Annotated in this window: 13 protein-coding genes and 1 pseudogene; 8 read left to right on the plus strand and 6 right to left on the minus strand. The window is 71.5% G+C overall.

The window, feature by feature from the left end:
- Positions 1 to 91 precede the first annotated feature (91 nt).
- From OG776_RS06825 to OG776_RS06840, 4 genes are all read left to right on the plus strand, one after another.
- Complete coding sequence (locus OG776_RS06825; RefSeq protein ID WP_329319535.1) at positions 92 to 430, plus strand: hypothetical protein; 339 nt, start codon at positions 92 to 94, stop codon at positions 428 to 430.
- A gap of 101 nt (positions 431 to 531) precedes the next feature.
- On the plus strand, positions 532 to 1,635 hold the full coding sequence (locus tag OG776_RS06830; protein WP_329319537.1) for a Gfo/Idh/MocA family protein: 1,104 nt from the start codon (positions 532 to 534) through the stop codon (positions 1,633 to 1,635).
- Positions 1,636 to 2,115: 480 nt separating this feature from the next.
- Complete coding sequence (locus OG776_RS06835) at positions 2,116 to 2,964, plus strand: SDR family NAD(P)-dependent oxidoreductase (protein ID WP_148012676.1); 849 nt, start codon at positions 2,116 to 2,118, stop codon at positions 2,962 to 2,964.
- Between the two features lie 211 nt (positions 2,965 to 3,175).
- Entirely contained in the window at positions 3,176 to 3,709 is a 534-nt protein-coding gene (locus tag OG776_RS06840; protein ID WP_148012677.1) for a hypothetical protein, read from the plus strand.
- A 66-nt stretch (positions 3,710 to 3,775) separates the two neighbouring features.
- On the opposite strand, the gene OG776_RS06845 is transcribed toward OG776_RS06840, so the two are convergent.
- From OG776_RS06845 to OG776_RS06860, 4 genes are all read right to left on the minus strand, one after another.
- Positions 3,776 to 4,975: a sensor histidine kinase gene (locus OG776_RS06845; protein WP_148012678.1), complete on the minus strand. Its 1,200-nt coding sequence runs from the start codon at positions 4,973 to 4,975 to the stop codon at positions 3,776 to 3,778.
- Positions 4,976 to 5,431: 456 nt separating this feature from the next.
- Positions 5,432 to 5,599: a hypothetical protein gene (locus OG776_RS06850; protein WP_329319541.1), complete on the minus strand. Its 168-nt coding sequence runs from the start codon at positions 5,597 to 5,599 to the stop codon at positions 5,432 to 5,434.
- A gap of 5 nt (positions 5,600 to 5,604) precedes the next feature.
- Complete coding sequence (locus OG776_RS06855; RefSeq protein WP_148012679.1) at positions 5,605 to 6,606, minus strand: amidohydrolase family protein; 1,002 nt, start codon at positions 6,604 to 6,606, stop codon at positions 5,605 to 5,607.
- Positions 6,607 to 6,651: 45 nt separating this feature from the next.
- On the minus strand, positions 6,652 to 8,349 hold the full coding sequence (locus OG776_RS06860) for an FAD-dependent oxidoreductase (protein WP_148012680.1): 1,698 nt from the start codon (positions 8,347 to 8,349) through the stop codon (positions 6,652 to 6,654).
- A gap of 206 nt (positions 8,350 to 8,555) precedes the next feature.
- Here OG776_RS06860 and OG776_RS06865 point away from each other — a divergent pair, with 206 nt between their 5' ends.
- Positions 8,556 to 9,824, plus strand: coding sequence for a cytochrome P450 family protein (locus tag OG776_RS06865; protein ID WP_148012681.1), 1,269 nt, complete (start codon positions 8,556 to 8,558; stop codon positions 9,822 to 9,824).
- A gap of 528 nt (positions 9,825 to 10,352) precedes the next feature.
- Here the strand turns inward: OG776_RS06865 and OG776_RS06870 are convergent.
- Positions 10,353 to 10,631 carry a GlsB/YeaQ/YmgE family stress response membrane protein gene (locus tag OG776_RS06870; protein WP_148012682.1) on the minus strand — a complete coding sequence of 93 codons (279 nt, stop codon included), beginning with the start codon at positions 10,629 to 10,631 and terminating at the stop codon, positions 10,353 to 10,355.
- 674 nt (positions 10,632 to 11,305) lie between these two features.
- Between OG776_RS06870 and OG776_RS06875 the strand changes: the two genes are divergently transcribed.
- The 3 genes and pseudogenes from OG776_RS06875 (at position 11,306) to OG776_RS06885 (ending at position 15,030) form a co-directional block, all read left to right on the plus strand.
- Entirely contained in the window at positions 11,306 to 12,718 is a 1,413-nt protein-coding gene (locus tag OG776_RS06875) for a family 2B encapsulin nanocompartment shell protein (RefSeq protein ID WP_148012683.1), read from the plus strand.
- 207 nt (positions 12,719 to 12,925) lie between these two features.
- Positions 12,926 to 14,136, plus strand: a pseudogene (locus tag OG776_RS06880) (family 2 encapsulin nanocompartment cargo protein terpene cyclase).
- Between the two features lie 15 nt (positions 14,137 to 14,151).
- Positions 14,152 to 15,030, plus strand: coding sequence for a geranyl diphosphate 2-C-methyltransferase (locus OG776_RS06885; RefSeq protein ID WP_148012685.1), 879 nt, complete (start codon positions 14,152 to 14,154; stop codon positions 15,028 to 15,030).
- Positions 15,031 to 15,136: 106 nt separating this feature from the next.
- On the opposite strand, the gene OG776_RS06890 is transcribed toward OG776_RS06885, so the two are convergent.
- Positions 15,137 to 16,990 carry a glycoside hydrolase family 2 protein gene (locus OG776_RS06890; RefSeq protein WP_148012686.1) on the minus strand — a complete coding sequence of 618 codons (1,854 nt, stop codon included), beginning with the start codon at positions 16,988 to 16,990 and terminating at the stop codon, positions 15,137 to 15,139.
- Positions 16,991 to 17,058 lie beyond the last annotated feature (68 nt).

A 17,058-nucleotide genomic window follows, 5' to 3' on the forward strand; every position in this document is an offset into this window, starting at 1 on the left:
CGTCCTGTCCGCTGATGTCCAGCGGTCACGAAGCCGGCGTCGCTGTCGGACACGTCGGCGGCGCGGGCTCCTGCCTTCGGGGGCGGGCGCGATGCGGCGGGACCTCGCCGGACCGGGGCTGGGCGAGCCCGCCTCCGAACTGGTGCTGGTGCCCGTCCACCCACAGACCGGCGAGATGTGGCGGTCGAGCTGCGGGGCGGTGGCCGTGCCCCTCGAAGCGGCCCTGTGGGCCGAGTCGGCCTTCCCGCCCCATCGCACCCGGCTGCCGGCTGCCGGCGGCCTGCCGACGGGCGTGGAGCGCGACGATCCGCTGCCGCCCCACCCACCGACCCGGTTCCGGCCGTCCGGCAAAGCGTTCCGCCACACCCTGGCCCGGACGCCCGCCGTCCGGGAACCCTGGCTGCGGAAGATCCACGACCTCATGCGGTGACCCGACGCCGTGGCGGGCCGATGAGCCGCGGCACTACCGCCCTGGCCCCCGGCCCAGGTCGCCGGGCTAGACTCGCGGCGGTCGCGGGGAGGGACGGACACGTGAAGACGGCACCCATTCGGTTCGGCATCGTGGGCAGTGGCTGGCGGGCCGAATTCTTCGCCCGGCTGGCGAGGCTGCTCCCCGAGCGGCTGGCGGTGGTCGGCGTGGTGACGCGTTCGGCCGGACGCGCTGTCCGGGTGGAGGCGGAATGGGGTGTGCCCACCTTCCGCACGGTCGGTGAACTGTGCGCCGCCGAACCGGAGTTCGTGATCCCTTCGGTGCCCTGGGAGATCACGCCGCAGGTCGTGCGGGAACTGGTCGAGCACGAGGTGCCGGTCCTCGCGGAGACTCCGCCGGCGCCCGACGTGCCTGGCCTGCGGGACCTGTGGGAGGCGGTGGGAGGCGTGACCCGTGCCGGGGGCGGCGCACTCGTCCAGGTCGCGGAGCAGTACACGCTCATGCCCGGCCATGCCGCCCGCCTGGCCCTCGTACGCGAGGGTGTGATCGGCGAGGTCACGTCCGTCCAGGTGTCCTCGACGCACATGTATCACGCGATGTCGCTGATCCGGCACACGCTGGGTGTCGGCCACGGGCCCGTGACGGTGACCGCGCGCGCCTTCACCGCCCCGCTCGCCGATCCGCTGTCCCCCGCCGGCTGGTCGGACGACCTGACGCCCAAGGACGCCGTCACCACCCTCGCCCTGCTGGACTTCGGCGGGGCCCGCACGGGCCTGTACGACTTCACGGACAACCAGTGGTGGAATCCGTTGCGCGCCCGCCGGATCGTGGTACGCGGTTCGCTCGGCGAGATGGTGGACGACACCGTGGTCCGCATGACCGATCCGCGCACCGCCGTCGAGTCCCCGCTGACGCGTCGGCGCACAGGGACGGATCTCAACCTCGAAGGGGCGGAGGTGCACCACATCTCGTTCGACGGACGGGTGGTGTGGCGCAACGACTACCTGGGCGCGAGTCTCTCCGAGGACGACCTCGCCGTCGTGGACCTGCTGTGCCGCACGGGGGCATGGGTCCGGGACGCCGGCCCGGAACCGTATCCGCTGGCCGAGGGCTGCCAGGACCATCTGCTGGCACTGGCCGTCGAGGAGTCGGCGCGCACGGGAGCGCCCGTGACGACGGCTGCGGAGGCCTGGGCGGCGCGCTGATCCCCCGGGACCTCGCGGGGTCCTCTCGACTCCCCCTGCGCATCACCGCCCAGGTCGGCGGGAAGTCCCGCGCCGGGGTGCGGAGTTGTCGCCGGATGATCCGTCGTCGGCCCCACCGGATCCGGATCGCCCGGCCCGAGGATCCGGATCGCCCGGCCCGAGAAGGAGTCGGGTGCCACGCGGCGCTGTCCTAGGCGACGACCGTGGTCGGCCTCCCGTGTTCCTGACCACGGGAGATGGCGGGCGTCGCGGGCCGACGCGTCGGCCCGGCGGCCCGCGTCGTCGAGCGTGAGCACGGGGAAATCCGCTTCCGGCATCCGGATGAACCCCCTCGACCGTCCCCGTGAGGCCGCGGCCGACGCTTGCCCTGGAGTGCCCTCCAGGGGAGATGATCGCCGCGGCGGGGTCCGCACAGGACCTGGACGCCCGGTTCCGGCTCCGTGCCCCCGATCGTGGCCCTTCCGACGAATGCGAGTCCCCATGACCGACAAGACCGTTCTGATCACCGGCACTTCCACCGGCATCGGCCTGGAGACGGCCCTCGGTGCCGCCCGCGCCGGATGGCGCGTGGTCGCCACCATGCGTGATCCCGGCAAGGCCGGCGCGCTGAACGAGGCGGCGACCGCGGCGGGAGTCGCCGGGCTGATCGAGGTCCGGCGGCTGGACGTGACGGACGCCGCCTCCGCACGGGACTGCGTCTCCGGCGTCGTCACCGACCACGGCGCCCTGCACGCCGTGATCAACAATGCCGGGGCCGGCCATGTCGGCACCCTCGAAGTGGACGGTGTGGAGGCCGTCCGCCGTGTCATGGAGGTCAACTTCTTCGGCGTCCTGAACACCACCGCCGCCGCCCTGCCCCACCTGCGCGCGTCCGGAGGCCGGGTGATCGCCGTCTCCAGCGTCGGCGGTGTCGTCGGACAGCCGTTCAACGAGGCATACTGCGCGGCGAAGTTCGCCGTCGAGGGCTACCTGGAGTCACTCGCGCCCGTCGCGGCGACGGTCGGGGTGGACGTCACCCTCGTCGAACCGGGAGCGGTGGCCAGCGAATTCGTCGCGAACGTGGGCATCCCCGACGACCGGACCGAGATGACGGAGCGCCTGGGACCGTACGCGGCCGCGATGGACGCCTACCTGACCCGCACCGCGGGCGCCTTCGCCGCCGCCCAGTCCTCCTACGACGCCGCCGCCGTCGTGGTCGCGGTGCTCACCTCCGAGCGTCCGGCGCTGCGGGTCCAGACCTCGGACGGGGCCCGCGCCTTCGTCGGCACCAAGCTCGCCGACCCCGACGGGGCGAAGGTGCTCGGCCTGACCGGCACCTGGGTCGCCTGAAGCGCGCACGGGCTCGGCCTGAAGCGGCCTCTCCGTACCGGAGTTCGCCGTCCGCGGAGGATGGGAGTCCGTCTTCCGCGGAGGACGGGCCCGGCCGTCGCACGGCCCTGAGCGCCGGGCGGCGGGGGCCGCCCCGGCGGTGATCCGGATCTCACGTACCGGACGGGCCCACAGTTTTGAACATGTTCAAGTTCAGGCGTACGCTCATGCCATGAGCGACAGAGCCGCCCTGGTCAAGGGCATTCGCGCATGGCTGGTCTTCTTCGTCGTCTGTCTGGTGCTCAGCGGCGCCACGGCCTTCCCCCTGGTGCACGAACTGCGCTGGACCGAGGACCTGTTGCGCACCCTGTCCGTGCCCGAGCACCTGCCCGCCCTGACGGACTGGATCGAGCGCGTACGCCGCGGACTCGACACCGCGGACGCCGAGTACCCCTTCCTCCTGTACGGCACGGACTGGCTGGCCTTCGCCCACCTCATGATCGCGGTGGCCTTCTACGGTCCCTACCGCGATCCCGTCCGCAACATCTGGGTCGTCGAGTTCGGCATGATCGCCTGTGCCGGCATCGTCCCGCTCGCGCTCATCTGCGGGCCGCTCCGGGGAATTCCCTTCTGGTGGACGGTCATCGACATGTCCTTCGGATTCCTCGGCGTGATCCCCCTGTACGTCGTACGGAGAAGGATCAAGCGGCTGGAGGCGCTCACCCCGCGTCCCGGCCCCGCCCCGGCACAGGCACCGGCCGTCTGAGCGCGGGCCCGACCGCCAACCGGTCCGCAGGACCCGGGCGTCGGCATCCGCGACGGGCGACGAGCCTCAGGGGTCGTCCCCCGTGGCCGGACGCAGGGGAAGTTCGGCGATCACGACGAAACCTCCCTCGGGCCGCGGTCGGGCGGTGAGGCTCCCGCCCACGCTGGCCGTCCGCTCGCGCATCCCGATCAGTCCATGGCCGGTCCCCTGCTGCGGCCCGCGCGGGACCGCGCAGCCGTCGTCCTCGACGGTGACGGTCAGGCAGTGCCGTCCGAAGCTCAGCTGCAGCCGGGCCTTGTCCGCGCTGCCGTGCTTGCGGACATTGGTCAGAGCCTCCTGGACGATGCGGTAGGCGGCCAGATCCACCGCGGGTGTCAGCGGAGGGGCGGATCCGTGCCGGGTGCACACCACGGAGAGACCGACACGTTCGAACGACGCCAGGAGCGCGGGCAGCTGTGCGAGGCCCGGGATCGGATCGCGCGGCGCGTCGCCGTCGTCGCACTGGCGCAGCAGGCTCACGGTCGCGCGCAACTCGTCCAGCGCGGACCGGCTCGCCTTCTGGATGTCCGTGAGAGCGGCGAGGATCTGCTCGGGCCGCTCCTTGCCCACATGGACCGCGACACCGGCCTGGGCGTTGATCAGGGCGATGTTGTGGGCGACGATGTCGTGCAGCTCACGGGCGATCCGGACCCGTTCGGCCGCCACCCGCTGCCGTGCCTCCTGTTCACGGGTCCGCTCCGCGTGCTCCGCACGTTCCTCCACGGCCGCGATGTGGGCGCGGCGCGAGCGCACGCCGTCCCCCACCGCCGCGGGCAGCGCCGTCCACGCCAGCATCGCGACGTTGCCCGGCTGCAGCCAGGAGCCCGGCTCGTACACCACCTCCGCCCCGACCAGCACCGCGGCCGAAGCCGCCGCGACGCCCCAGGCGGTACGGCGGTCGGTGGACGCGGCCACCGAGTAGACCGACACGATGACCGGGCTCGTCACCAGCGGACTCTCGCGGAACCCGAGCACCTGGAACGCCGCTCCGCAGCCGACCGCGAGAGCGGCCACGGCGAAGGGGTACCGGCGGCGCCACGGGAGCGCGAAGCAGCCCACGCCGGCGAGCAGGGCAGCGGTCCAGCGCAGGTCGAAGCGGTGCTCGCGCGGAATGACGGAGGCGGCGACGACGGACAGCACGAACAGTCCCAACGCCACCGCCACGTCCCAGGATCTGCCGCGGCGGCCCTGCCCCCGCCCGCTCCTCGTACTCGCCCTCACCGCCATGGCACCACCGTAGGGACACCGCCCACCCGGCGCGCGCCGGCGAAGTCGGTCGGCAGCGTGCTTTCCCGGCACCGACGGCCCGCGTCCGGCCCGGCCGGGGTTGATCCCTTCGAGTGACGCCAGCAACCAGGGGACCCCGTCACGGTGTCGAGCACCCGCCGGCTCGGCGGACCTGGACGAGTGGCGTCCCGCGGTCCTGGCGGAGGGGCGCTCGCCGACGGCCCCCGCAGTCCCCGCTCGTCCTCGTGAGACAGGACCGCCGGGACCGCCGGGACCGCCGAGCGGGTCGCCGGCTCGGGGCCGCGACGCACTCGCCCGGCCTGCCCCGCGAGCACGGACGGTGGCGGGGCGGCACGCAGGGGGGAGCAGCGCCGGAAGCCGCCGCCACGGGTGCTCGTTCCGTGGCGGCGGCTCGGACGCGCGGCGGTCACGCCGCGGTCGTACGGCGGATCGCGATCAGCCGGCGCCGCCGTCGAGGCGAGCGCCGGCGTGAGCGGGAGGATCACGCCGGATGTGACGAGGACCGGAGCCCGGCCGGCCCGGGCCAAGCACCAGGCCCAGGCCCAGCCCAAGCACCGGCACCGGCACCAGCACCAGCACCAGCACCAGCACCAGCACCAGCACCAGGCTCAGCCGAGCCTCGGCATCAGCCGGAGCGCGTTGTCCCGGTTGATGCCGCGGAGCTGGTGACCGGCGATGGCCGGGTCGCTGTCCAGGGCCGGAGCCGCGACGTCGGAGACGATGTCGGCGGAGGTCGGCGGCCAGTCGGTGCCGAAGAGGATCCGGGCGGGATCGACGGTGGCCATGAGGGTGGGGGTCGAGGACGGGGACATGGGTCCCGCCGTGTCGTAGTAGAAGCGGTGCAGGTAGTCGCGTACCCGGGACGGTTCGATCTCGGGGGTGAGGTGACTGCCGAAGAGCTCCAGGCGGGTCGCCATGTACGGCAGGAAGCCACCGCCGTGCGGGAGGACGAAGGTGAGGTTCGGGTAGCGGTCCAGCGTGCCGTTCAGGATGAGGTTGATCGCCGCGCGGGTCGTGTCCATGAGGAAGTCGCACATGAACGGCGGCAGGCCCGGGACACCCGCCCCGTCGGCGTTGCCACCGGGTACGTCCATCGGGTGCGTGCTGATGACCGCGGAACGGTCGTTCAGCTCGCCGAGGAGACGGTCGTGCGAGGGGTCGCCGAGATAGACACCGCCCGCGCTGGTACGGGTGCTCACCCCGACGGCGCCCAGGTCGTCGAGGCCGTACCTGAGCGACCAGCTCGACAGGTCCAGATCGTCGAGGAAGACCGGCGTGAAGAAGGCGAAACGGCTGGGGTGGTCCGCGACGATCTTCGCCGCCGCCTGCAGCGCGACCCGCGCGCTCTCCTCACGCGTGGCGCGCTCCTGGATGCGGCCGAGCATGGCCACGGTCATGACGGAGGTGCGGATGCCCGTACGGTCCATGAGCGCGAGCGCGGTGTCGAGGTCCCAGCGGGTCCACCAGGGCAGCTTGTCGCGTCGGACCAGGCCCTGCGCCTCGGCCCAGTCGAGCCAGGCCGGGGCGGTGAAGTGGTGGTGGACGTCCACACGGGAGGTGCGGGCGTCGTCATCGGCCGGGGCGGACGACGAGCGGTCGGAAGATATCATCGGGGGCTCTTTCCTCGTTCGAAAACGGCGTTCGGGTGAAGGCACTCAGACGCGTACGTCGGACGCCGTCGCCAGCGGCTGCTCCGCCACGGCTTCGGTCTCGGTGTTCGACGGCGCCTCGCGGTGGAGCACCGTCATCAGCGTGTCCGTCAGCGCCCGTTCCGGGTCCGGGGCGAGCCTGGGCGACCGCCAGGCCACGAAACCGTCGGGGCGGACCAGGACGGCACCGGACTCCGTGGTGCCGTGCAGCCCCGCCCAGTCGAATCCGTCCTCGGGGACCAGATCACGGTCCGCGCCGACGACGTAGCCCTCCACCGGGATGCCCAGACGCTCGTTGACGGCACGGGCCGCGGTGAGCCAGGCCTCGCCACCGGGGCCGGTGAGGACGACGAACGACCGTTCGTAGAGGTCGAGGGTGGAGATCCGCCGGCCCTCCCGGGTGGTCAGCCACATGTGGGGGGCGCGGCTGCCGGGGGCGCCGCCCAGCTGGAAGTCCTCGGGCACGATCGCGGCGTCCGGTTCGGCGCCGACGACGGCTCCGGTCGGATAGCGGTAGCACAGGGCCACCGTCAGGGCGTCGGCCGGCTCGTCCTTGCGCTTCCTCTCCGGGGTGTAGCCCGGGTGCTGTTCCTCGCGCGCCTGGAACAGGGCGCGGGCGGTCGTCGCGACGGCGACCGGCCGCCGTTCCGCCTTGTACGTGTCGAGCAGCCCCGGTCCGGCCCACCCGCGTAGGGCGGCGGCGATCTTCCAGGAGAGGTTGTGGGCGTCCTGGATACCGGTGTTGGAGCCGAACGCCCCGGTGGGCGGCATCTCGTGCGCCGAGTCGCCGGCCAGGAAGACCCGGCCCTCGCCGTAGCTGTCCGCCACGCGGTCCGCCGCGTGCCAGGGGGCCTTGCCGGTGACCTCGACGTCGAGGTCCGGGACGCCGGCCGCGGCGCGGATGTGGGCGATGATGCGCTCGTCGGTGAAGTCGTCCAGCGTCTCGCCCCGGTCCGGGGCCCAGGGCGTGTGGAACACCCACTGCTCGCCGTTGTCCACCGGCAGCAGGGCACCCTCTCCGGCGGGGTTCGTGATGTAGCAGACGACGAAGCGCCTGCCGCCGACGACATCCTGGAGCTTCTTGCTGCGGAAGGTGACGCTCACGTTGTGGAACAGGGCGCCCGGACCCGACTGGGAGATGCCCAGCCGCTCGCGCACCGGGCTGCGGGGCCCGTCGGCGGCCACGAGATAACGGGAGTGCACGATGCGGGTCTCGCCGCTGTCACGGTCCCTCACCTCCGCGTGCACGCCTTCGGCGTCCTGGGTAAAGGAGACCAGCTCGGTGCCGAAGCGGATGTCGCCACCGAGGGAGCGGGCGTAGCGCAGGAGGACGGGTTCGAGGTCGTTCTGGCTGCACAGGCACCAGCCGGACGACGTGATCCGCGACAGGGACGGACCCGTGTCGATGGCCTTGACGATCCACCGTTCCTCGCCGCCGGCGAGCGAGCTCACCTGGAGGACACCGTCGTTCCCGGTCAGGGCGCCCGCCGCGGCCCGGATGTCCGGCTCGACACCCGCGGTGCGGAACAGCTCCATGGTGCGCAGGTTGTTCCCACGGCCGCGGGGGTGGGTGGAGGTCGCGGCGTGGCGCTCGACGAGGAGGTGCTCGACGCCGAGGCGACCGAGAAAGACCGAGGTGGACAGGCCCACCAGGGAGCCGCCTACCACCAGTACCGGTACGGATTCCACGGCTCGTCTGCTCATCGGCTGTTCCCCTATCGTCTGTCGTCCGACGTGCGCCCCAACCGTCGGAAACGGCGACTCGGGGCCTGTCCATTCGGCATCAACTCTTCGCCCGCTTCCCGCACCGCGCACCTCCTGTTGCTCCGATCGCGACGCCGCGTCCCGGGTCCGCCCCGGATGGGCTAAGGACGTTTGCTGGCGACTGCCCGCCGGGAACCGTCGAGGCCATGACCCAAACACCCCTGCAGACCGAAGCCGGATCCGCGGACCCGGTGGCCGCCGCCTCCCGATGCACCCCCGAGTTCCGCGCCGATCCACACCCCGTGTACACGGAGTTGAGGAAAAGCGCGCCGGTGTGCCCGTTGCAGCCGCCGCACGGCGTGGAGACGTATCTGATCACCCGTCACGACGACGCGCGCGCCGCGCTGGCCGATCCCCGGCTGAGCAAGGACATGTACGGCGCCCTCGACGCGTACCACCGCATCTTCGGCGACTCCTCCATCGCGCTCGACGACAACATGCTGTTCTCCGACCCGCCCAAGCACACCCGGCTCCGGAGGATCGTGCAGGGTGCCTTCACCACGCGCCGTGTGGAGTTGCTGCGCCCTCGGCTGCAGCAGGTCGCCGATGAGCTGCTGGACCGCTGCGCGACCGACGCGTCCATCGACCTGCTCACGAACTTCGCGTTCCCGCTGCCGCTCCAGGTCATCTGTGAACTGCTCGGTGTGCCGGAGGGTGAGCGCGAGCGCGCCCACCAGTGGGCGACGACCGTGGCGAGGACCGGATTCGGACCGGAGGGGAAGAAGGCGCTGGCGGAGGCCGAGGGGAAGCTGCGCGATTTCCTGGTCGACCTCGTGGCGCGCAAGCGCAGCGAGCCCGGCGACGACCTGATGAGCGCGCTCGTCACGGCCCAGGACAAGGACGGCGCGCTGACGGACCATGAGCTGGTCTCGACGGCGTGGGTGCTGTTCTTCGCGGGTCACAAGACCAGCGCGTACCTCATCGGCAACGCCGTGTACCACCTGCTGGCGAAGCAGGACCAGCGGCAGGCGGCCCTCGCGAGCCCCGAATCCCTGAAGCTCGCCATCGAGGAGATGCTGCGGTTCGAGGGGTCGGTGGAGAGCTCCACCTTCCGCCACGCCACCGAGGACATCCCGATGCGTGGTGTGGTGATCCCCAAGGGCGCGCTCGTCCAGATCGCGATCACCTCCGCGAACCGGGACCCGGAGGTGTACGCCGACCCCGACCGGCTCGACGTCACGCGCACCGGTGACCAGACCCACCTGTCCTTCGGACACGGGCCCCACTACTGCATCGGAGCGCCGCTCGCCCGCCTGGAGATGCAGGTCGCGCTCACCACGCTGTTCCGCCGGTATCCCGAGATCACGCTGGCCGTGCCGCCGCACGAGGTGCGCTGGCTGACCGTGCCCTTCCCCGCGTTCCGCGGACTCACCGAACTGCCCGTGGTCCTCGACCCGGAGCGGATGGCCGACTGAACGCACCCCCGAACAGCGGCTCTTCCTGGCCTCACCCCCGCCCCGGCGGGGGTGTTCGGCTGTTCCCGCACGATCGCGCCGGGCGAGGACGCCTTCGGACCGCGGTGAGGAAATGAATCCCGCCCCACCCTTGGTCCCGGCACGCCACGGTGCTCGGCATCCTCGTCGCGGGCTGGATGGGCGTCACCCTCCTCTGAACCGGCGCACCACCCGGCCGCCGTGCCGGTGACACGCCTTCGCGGTCGATGCCTCCGCGGTCGATGCGACCGACCGCATCCGTGACGCCGTCAGGATCGGCGCCATCCCCAGGGGCACAGGAAGCCGATCTCCGCCAACCGGCAGCACGGCTCGGCGGCGGCGAAGGCCCCGGCCTCGGTCTCGCGTCCGCGCCCGGCGGGGTGCCGTACGCGGGCCGGGGTGGCGGGCCGTGGCCCGCCACCCCGGTGGCCGTGGACGAGCGACCGTGCCCGGGTCCCCGCCGACCCGCGAGGACCGTTCGGCGTTCCGGGCGCGTGTGCCGCGAGCGGGTCAGGCGTGACGGTGCGAGCGTCGGTTACCGGTGATGAGGCGGTAGACGGCGAGCAGGATGAAGGAGCCGACGATCGCGGCGATCCAGGTCGACACGTCGAAGAACCCGTCGATGGAGTCGACGCCGAAGATCACCTTGCCGAGCCAGCCGCCCAGCAGACCACCGGCGATGCCGATGAGCATGGTGATGATGATGCCGCCGGGGTCCTTGCCCGGCATCAGGGCCTTGGCGATGGCGCCGGCGAGCAAACCGATGATGATCCACGCGATGATGCCCATGAGGCTGCTCCGCTTCCTCGGATAAGAATCGTGTCAGCTCATCGTGTGCACCGAATACGCGCGAACAAACGTCCCCTCTTCCGACGCGTTCCTGGCGGCCTCGGACAGAGGGCTGTTCGGCGCGGCGGGCCGAGCCGAAGAGCCACCCGGCACATCGACGCGGCTCGCCGCAGCCTCACGCTCGGCCCGCGTCCGCCTGCCTCGGCCCGAACCGACCCGGCTCGGACCGGCCCGGCTCGGATCAGCCCGACCCGGCTCGGCCCGGCCGCGCGGGACACCGACGGCCCTGGGTGTCCCGCGACAGCCGATGGTTCCGGCCCGCGATCCGGTCGGCCTCGCCGTCCCTCCTGGCCGAATCCCTGCGCCCCCGACCCCGAACTCCGCGCCACGAGCGGCCGTCGGGCAGCGGCGACGACAAGGGCGCGGGCCGCTTCCGGACAGCAGCCGGACCGTGATCCCGCTGTCCGAATATCGTCGGTTATCCGATAAACCCGACTCGAAGCAAGATCGCTGCATCGAGGTAACTCGGTTGGCACAGCGGGCAGGTCGGGCGCGGCGGCCGTTACGGTTCCGGTGGATCTGGACGGATTCCCCGCGTTTCACCCACCCGTTTCCGCACGCAGTGACCGGCGTCCGTACGCCGATCGACGCCGTCGCAAAGGAGACCCCGCTCGATGACCGTTGAGACCAGCCCGGAAGCGGGGCTGGAGCCGCGTCGGCAGTCCAGCCTGGGCACTGCGGCCGCCCGCAACCTCGCCACCACCACCAAGTCCGCCCCGCAGATGCAGGAGATCACCTCCCGGTGGCTGTTGCGGATGCTCCCCTGGGTGGAGACCAAGGGCGGCACCTACCGGGTGAACCGCCGCCTGAACCACAGTGTCGGCGACGGACACATCGAGTTCGTCCAGGACGGCGCCGCGGTCCGTGTGATTCCCCGACAACTCGGTGAGCTGGCCCTGTTGCGCGGCTTCGAGGACGTCGAGGTGCTGACGGCGATCGCCGACCGGTGCGTCCAGCGCGACTTCCGGGCGGGCGAAGTCCTGGCACGCCGTGGCACCCCCGCCGAGCAGATCCACCTGATCGCCCACGGCCGGGTCCGTCGGACCTCCGTGGGCAGGTACGGGGACGAGGTGACCGACGCCCTGCTCGCCGACGGCGGCCACGTCGGCGAGAACGCCCTCCTCGACACCGACGCCGTCTGGGACTGCACCCTGACCGCCCAGACGGCGGGCACCCTGCTGACGCTCTCCCGCTCCGACTTCGCCGCCGTACTGTCCTCGGCCCCCGGCCTGCGGACCCATCTGCAGCAGTTCGGCGCCCGGGCACTCCGGCCGCAGACCCACCACGGCGAGGCCGAGATCGCCATGTCGGCGGGTCACACCGGCGAAGCCGATCTGCCGAGCACCTTCGTGGACTACGAACTCCACCCGCGGGAGTACGAACTCTCCGTCGTGCAGACGATCCTGCGCGTCCACTCCAGGGTCTCCGATCTGTACAACGCTCCGATGAACCAGACGAAGGAACAACTCCGGCTCACCGTCGAGGCGTTGCGGGAACGCCAGGAGCACGAGCTCGTCAACAACCGGGAGTTCGGCCTGCTCCACAACGTCGCCTTCAAGCAGCGGATCCAGAGCCACTCCGGTACACCCACACCGGACGACCTGGACGATCTGCTCTGCCGACGCCGGGGCACCAAGTTCTTCCTCGCCCACCCCCGGACGATCGCGGCGATCGGCCGCGAGTTCAACGCCTACGGGCTCTACCCGGAACAGGTCGACCTCGACGGCCGGCAGGTCCCCGGGTGGCGAGGAGTCCCGATCCTGCCCTGCAACAAGATCCCCATCAGCAAGGAGAACACCAGCTCGATCCTCGCCCTGCGCACCGGGGAGGACAACCAGGGCGTCATCGGCCTGCGTCAGACCGGCCTGGTGGACGAGTACGAGCCGGGGCTGTCGGTGCGCTTCATGGGCATCAACGAGCAGGCGATCCTCTCGTACCTGGTCACCACCTACCACTCGGCCGCCGTGCTGCTGCCCGACGCGCTGGGCGTGCTGGAGAACGTGCAGATCGCCCGCAGTCGCCCCTGAGGGCTGTCGTCCCGTGATCCCCGGCGGGCGCGCGTTCGGCCGCCCCGCCCCCGCCAGGTCCATGCCCGGGGTCCCGCTCAGGTCCACACCCAGGTCTCCCGGCCCGGCGAGGCCCTCCCCCTCTCACCAAGGAGCCAAGGATGCCCGAGCCCGGGCCTTCCCCCGTGCGGTCGCGCCTGGCTGACGCCATGGCCCTCGTGGGGGCGCGTGTCCGCCTCCCCCCCTCCGGATCCGGCCACGCCGTCGCCGGCGACTCGGTGGCACACCACGTGCTGGAGAGCGATGCGGCGAGCGACGCCTCGCTGGATCCACCCGCGGCCCCTTCCCTGGAACGCATCCTGCGGGGGCCCAGCGGGCTGGGCACGACCGGTCTGTTCCTCACCCGGCCGGAGGAACCCCCGGCGCCACCGGCGCCGCGGGAGGCTGGTACGCCGGAGGACGGCACGCCGGTCCCCGGCCTCTACCACCACCCGGTCACACCGCCCGACCCGGTGCGGGTGGAGGAGGTCGGTCGCAGGATCAAACGGTGGGCCGTCGACGAGGTCCAGGCCTACCCCCCTGAGTGGGAGGACCAGTTCGACGGCTTCTCCGTCGGCCGCTACATGGTGGCCTGCCATCCCGACGCACCGACGGTCGATCACCTCATGGTCGCCACCCGGCTGATGGTCGCGGAGAACGTGCTCGACGACTGTTACTGCGAGGACCACGGCGGTTCGCCGGTCGGGCTCGGCAGCCGCCTGCTGCTGGCCCACACGGCTCTCGACCCCCTGCTCACGACCGGGGAGTACGAGAAGCCGTGGGCGCAGTCGCTCCGGTCGGACGCGCCCCGGCGCGCCTACCGCTCCGCCATGGCGTACTTCGTCGAGCAGGCCACTCCTTCGCAGGCCGACCGGTACCGGCACGACATGGCCCGCCTGCACCTGGGCTACCTCGCCGAGGCCGCCTGGGCCGAGGCGGACCACGTGCCGGAGGTCTGGGAGTACCTGGCGATGCGTCAGTTCAACAACTTCCGTCCCTGCCCGACGATCACGGACACCATCGGCGGCTACGAACTGCCGGCGGACCTGCACGCCCGGCCGGAGATGCAACGCGTCATCGCGCTCGCCTCGAACGCCACCACCATCGTGAACGACCTCTACTCGTACACCAAGGAACTCGACAGCCCGGGCACGCATCTGAACCTGCCCGTGGTGCTCGCCGAACGTGAGGGCGTCTCGGACCGGGACGGCTATCTGAAAGCGGTCGAGATCCACAACGACCTCATGCACACCTTCGAGTCCGAAGCCGCCTCCCTCGCGGCCGACTGCCCCGTGCCGAGCGTGCTGCGCTTCCTGCGCGGCGTGGCCGTGTGGGTCGACGGCAACCACTACTGGCACCAGACCAACACCTACCGCTACAGCCTGCCCGACTTTTGGTAAGGAACGGATCCCACCATGACCAGCGCCGAACTGACCACCGACACCGTCCCGTTCATTCCCGGTCCTGCCTCGCCCTACCAAGGGGACATCGCCCGCTACTGGGACGGCGAGGCCAGGCCCGTCAATCTGCGTCTCGGTGACGTGGACGGGCTCTACCACCACCACTACGGCATCGGCGACATCGACCACGCGGCTCTCGGGGACGCCGGAGACGACGGTTACGAGAGCAGGCTGATCTCCGAACTGCACCGCCTGGAGTCGGCCCAGGCGGAAGTCCTCCTGGACCACCTCGGTCCCGTCGGGCGCGAGGACACGCTGCTGGACGCCGGCTGCGGTCGCGGTGGTTCCATGGTCATGGCCCACCAGCGGTTCGGGTGCAACGTCGAAGGCGTCACCCTGTCCGCCAAACAGGCGGAGTTCGCCAACCGCCGTGCCCTGGAGCTCGGCATCGAGGACCGCGTCCGTGCCCGCGTGTGCAACATGCTCGACACCCCGCTCGACAAGGGGCAGGTCGCCGCCTCCTGGAACAACGAGTCGAGCATGTACGTCGACCTGGAGGACCTCTTCGCCGAGCACTCCCGCGTCCTGTCGGTCGGCGGCCGCTATGTGACCATCACCGGCTGCTGGAACCCGCGTTACGGCCAGCCGTCGAAGTGGGTCTCCGAGATCAACACGCACTTCGAGTGCAACATCCACTCCCGCCGTGAGTACCTTCGCGCGATGGCCAACAACCGACTCGTACCGCAGGCCGTCATCGACCTGACGCCGCAGACGCTCCCCTACTGGGAGCTGCGTGCCACGTCCTCTCTGGTCACCGGCATCGAGACGGCGTTCATCAACTCGTACAAGGACGGCTCCTTCCAGTACCTCCTGATCGCGGCCGACCGCGTCTGACCGACGCGCCACCGCCCACGACGGGACGGGTGCGGGCACGTCCTCCGACGTGCCCGCACCCGTCGGGCCGCCGCCCGGCCCACCCGCGGGCGAAGGCGGCGCGGTCCTACTGGACGGACGGGAACGGCGGCTCGGGCTTCTCCTCCGCGGCGGGCTCGGTGCCGGTGACGATGCGGCGGATCGTCTCCATCGGCAGTTTCGGCGAACCATCCGTGTACAACAGGCCGTTGGTCTCCTGGGCGGTGTCCATGAACTGCGTGTAGCAGAAGCCCGCGACGATCGGGCTCCTGTGCAGCACCCCGAAGATGTCGCCGAGCAGGGCGGCGTACTGGGCGCCGGTGCTGGTCCGCGTGTAGGAGAACTCGTCCTCCTCGGCACCGACGGACAGACCGCCGAACTCGGTGACCATCAGCGGCGCTTCACCGGCGCGATAACGCTCCGTCTGCCGGCCGTCGAGCGAGAGGGTCCGCCCGGCCGGGCCCGGCGAGGCCAGCAGTTCCTCGAACCCGGCGGCGTCGCCGTAGCGGCGGGTGAGCAGTTCGGGGTCGGAGGAGTAGTCGTGCACACCCATGATGTCGCTGTCGGTGTGCTCCCAGCCCTCGTTGGACATGACCGGGCGGGTCGGGTCCAGGGCGCGGGTGAGGTTCGCGAGGGCGATCGTGTAGGCCTGCTGCGCCGGGTCGTCGGCGATGTCCGAGCAGCCCCAGCTCTCGTTGACCGGCACCCAGGTGACGATCGAGGGGTGGCTGCGGTCCCGCCGCACCATGTCCAGCCACTCACGGGTGAGCAGTTCCACGGCCTCGGTGCCGTACTCGTACGCGGCTCCGGTCTCGCCCCACACCAGCAGGCCCAGCCGGTCGGCCCAGTACAGGAAGCGCGGGTCCTCGGCCTTCTGGTGGATACGGACCGCGTTGAAGCCCATCGCCTTGATCAGCTCGACCTCGCGGCGCAGTTCGGCGGTGCCGGAGTTCGCGATCAGGGTGTCGGGGCGGTATCCCTGGTTGAGCACCGAACGCACGTAGTAGGGGCGGTTGTTGAGCAGGAAGGCGCCCCGGCCGACACCGGCGCTGCGCAGTCCGACGTAGCTGTCGACGGTGTCGAGGACCTCGGAGGTGGCGGCGTCGCGGACGGTGACCCGTGCGTCGATCAGCGTGGGCCGTTCGGGGCTCCACAGCAGATCCTCGCGGTCGATGCCGTTGCGCAGGGCGGGGACGACGAGGTCCACGCGGCTGCGCGGGGTGCGGACGGCGGTGGTGGACTCGGCGAGCACCTCGCCGTCGTGGGTCAGCACGATCTCCACGCTGACGGGAGCGGCCGGCACCGAGGCGAGGGTGATCTCGGCCTCGACGCCGCGGGCCGGGTCGGGGATCCAGGCCAGGTCGGCGATGTGCCGTGCCGAGACGGTCTCGGTCCACACGGACTGCCAGATGCCGGTGGTCCGCTCGTACCAGACCGCGTGCGGCCGGTCCTGCCAGTCCTGCTTGCCGCGCGGCTGTGCCAGGTCCGCCGGGTCGTCCTCGGCCCGCACGACGAGCACGTGCTCGTCGGCGCCGGGGCGCAGCGCGTCGGTCACGTCGGCGGTGAACGGCGTCTGGCCGCCCACGTGCTCAGCCACCGGCCGGCCGTCCAGCCAGACCTTGGCCCGGTGGTCCACGGCTCCGAAGTGCACCAGCGCGCGGTCGCCGCCGCTGACGGCGAGTGCCTCGTGGGGTACGCGGCGGCGGTACCAGACCACCGGGTGGGGTGCGGTCTCGCCGATGCCGGAGGCCGGGGCCTCCGGCGGGAAGGGGACGGTGATCTCCCGGTCGAAGGCACCCGTCGCCTCCTCCGAGAACCACGCGTCACGCTCGCCTTCGCGGGCGTCGTCGTACCCGAACTCCCAGACGCCGTCGAGGCTGTGCCACCGCTCCCGCCGCAGGATCGGCCTCGGATACGTCCCGTCCTGCTCGCTCGCGCTCACGGATCCTCCTCCTGCCGTATCCGGAATTCCCGGCATAGGCGTTTCTACGATCGAAGCCCTGCCATCAT

This window comes from Streptomyces sp. NBC_01689 (genome assembly GCF_036250675.1).
In the GTDB taxonomy this organism is placed as follows: Bacteria; Actinomycetota; Actinomycetes; order Streptomycetales; family Streptomycetaceae; genus Streptomyces.

Excerpts from the sequence above, each read along its gene's own strand:
- OG776_RS06875 (WP_148012683.1), top strand. The coding sequence starts at position 11,306 with ATGACCGTTGAGACCAGCCCGGAAGCGGGGCTGGAGCCGCGTCGGCAG.
- OG776_RS06825 (WP_329319535.1), top strand. The coding sequence starts at position 92 with ATGCGGCGGGACCTCGCCGGACCGGGGCTGGGCGAGCCCGCCTCCGAA.
- OG776_RS06835 (WP_148012676.1), top strand. The coding sequence starts at position 2,116 with ATGACCGACAAGACCGTTCTGATCACCGGCACTTCCACCGGCATCGGC.
- OG776_RS06855 (WP_148012679.1), bottom strand. The coding sequence starts at position 6,606 with ATGATATCTTCCGACCGCTCGTCGTCCGCCCCGGCCGATGACGACGCC.
- OG776_RS06885 (WP_148012685.1), top strand. The coding sequence starts at position 14,152 with ATGACCAGCGCCGAACTGACCACCGACACCGTCCCGTTCATTCCCGGT.
- OG776_RS06865 (WP_148012681.1), top strand. The coding sequence starts at position 8,556 with ATGACCCAAACACCCCTGCAGACCGAAGCCGGATCCGCGGACCCGGTG.
- OG776_RS06845 (WP_148012678.1), bottom strand. The coding sequence starts at position 4,975 with ATGGCGGTGAGGGCGAGTACGAGGAGCGGGCGGGGGCAGGGCCGCCGC.
- OG776_RS06870 (WP_148012682.1), bottom strand. The coding sequence starts at position 10,631 with ATGGGCATCATCGCGTGGATCATCATCGGTTTGCTCGCCGGCGCCATC.
- OG776_RS06860 (WP_148012680.1), bottom strand. The coding sequence starts at position 8,349 with ATGAGCAGACGAGCCGTGGAATCCGTACCGGTACTGGTGGTAGGCGGC.
- OG776_RS06840 (WP_148012677.1), top strand. The coding sequence starts at position 3,176 with ATGAGCGACAGAGCCGCCCTGGTCAAGGGCATTCGCGCATGGCTGGTC.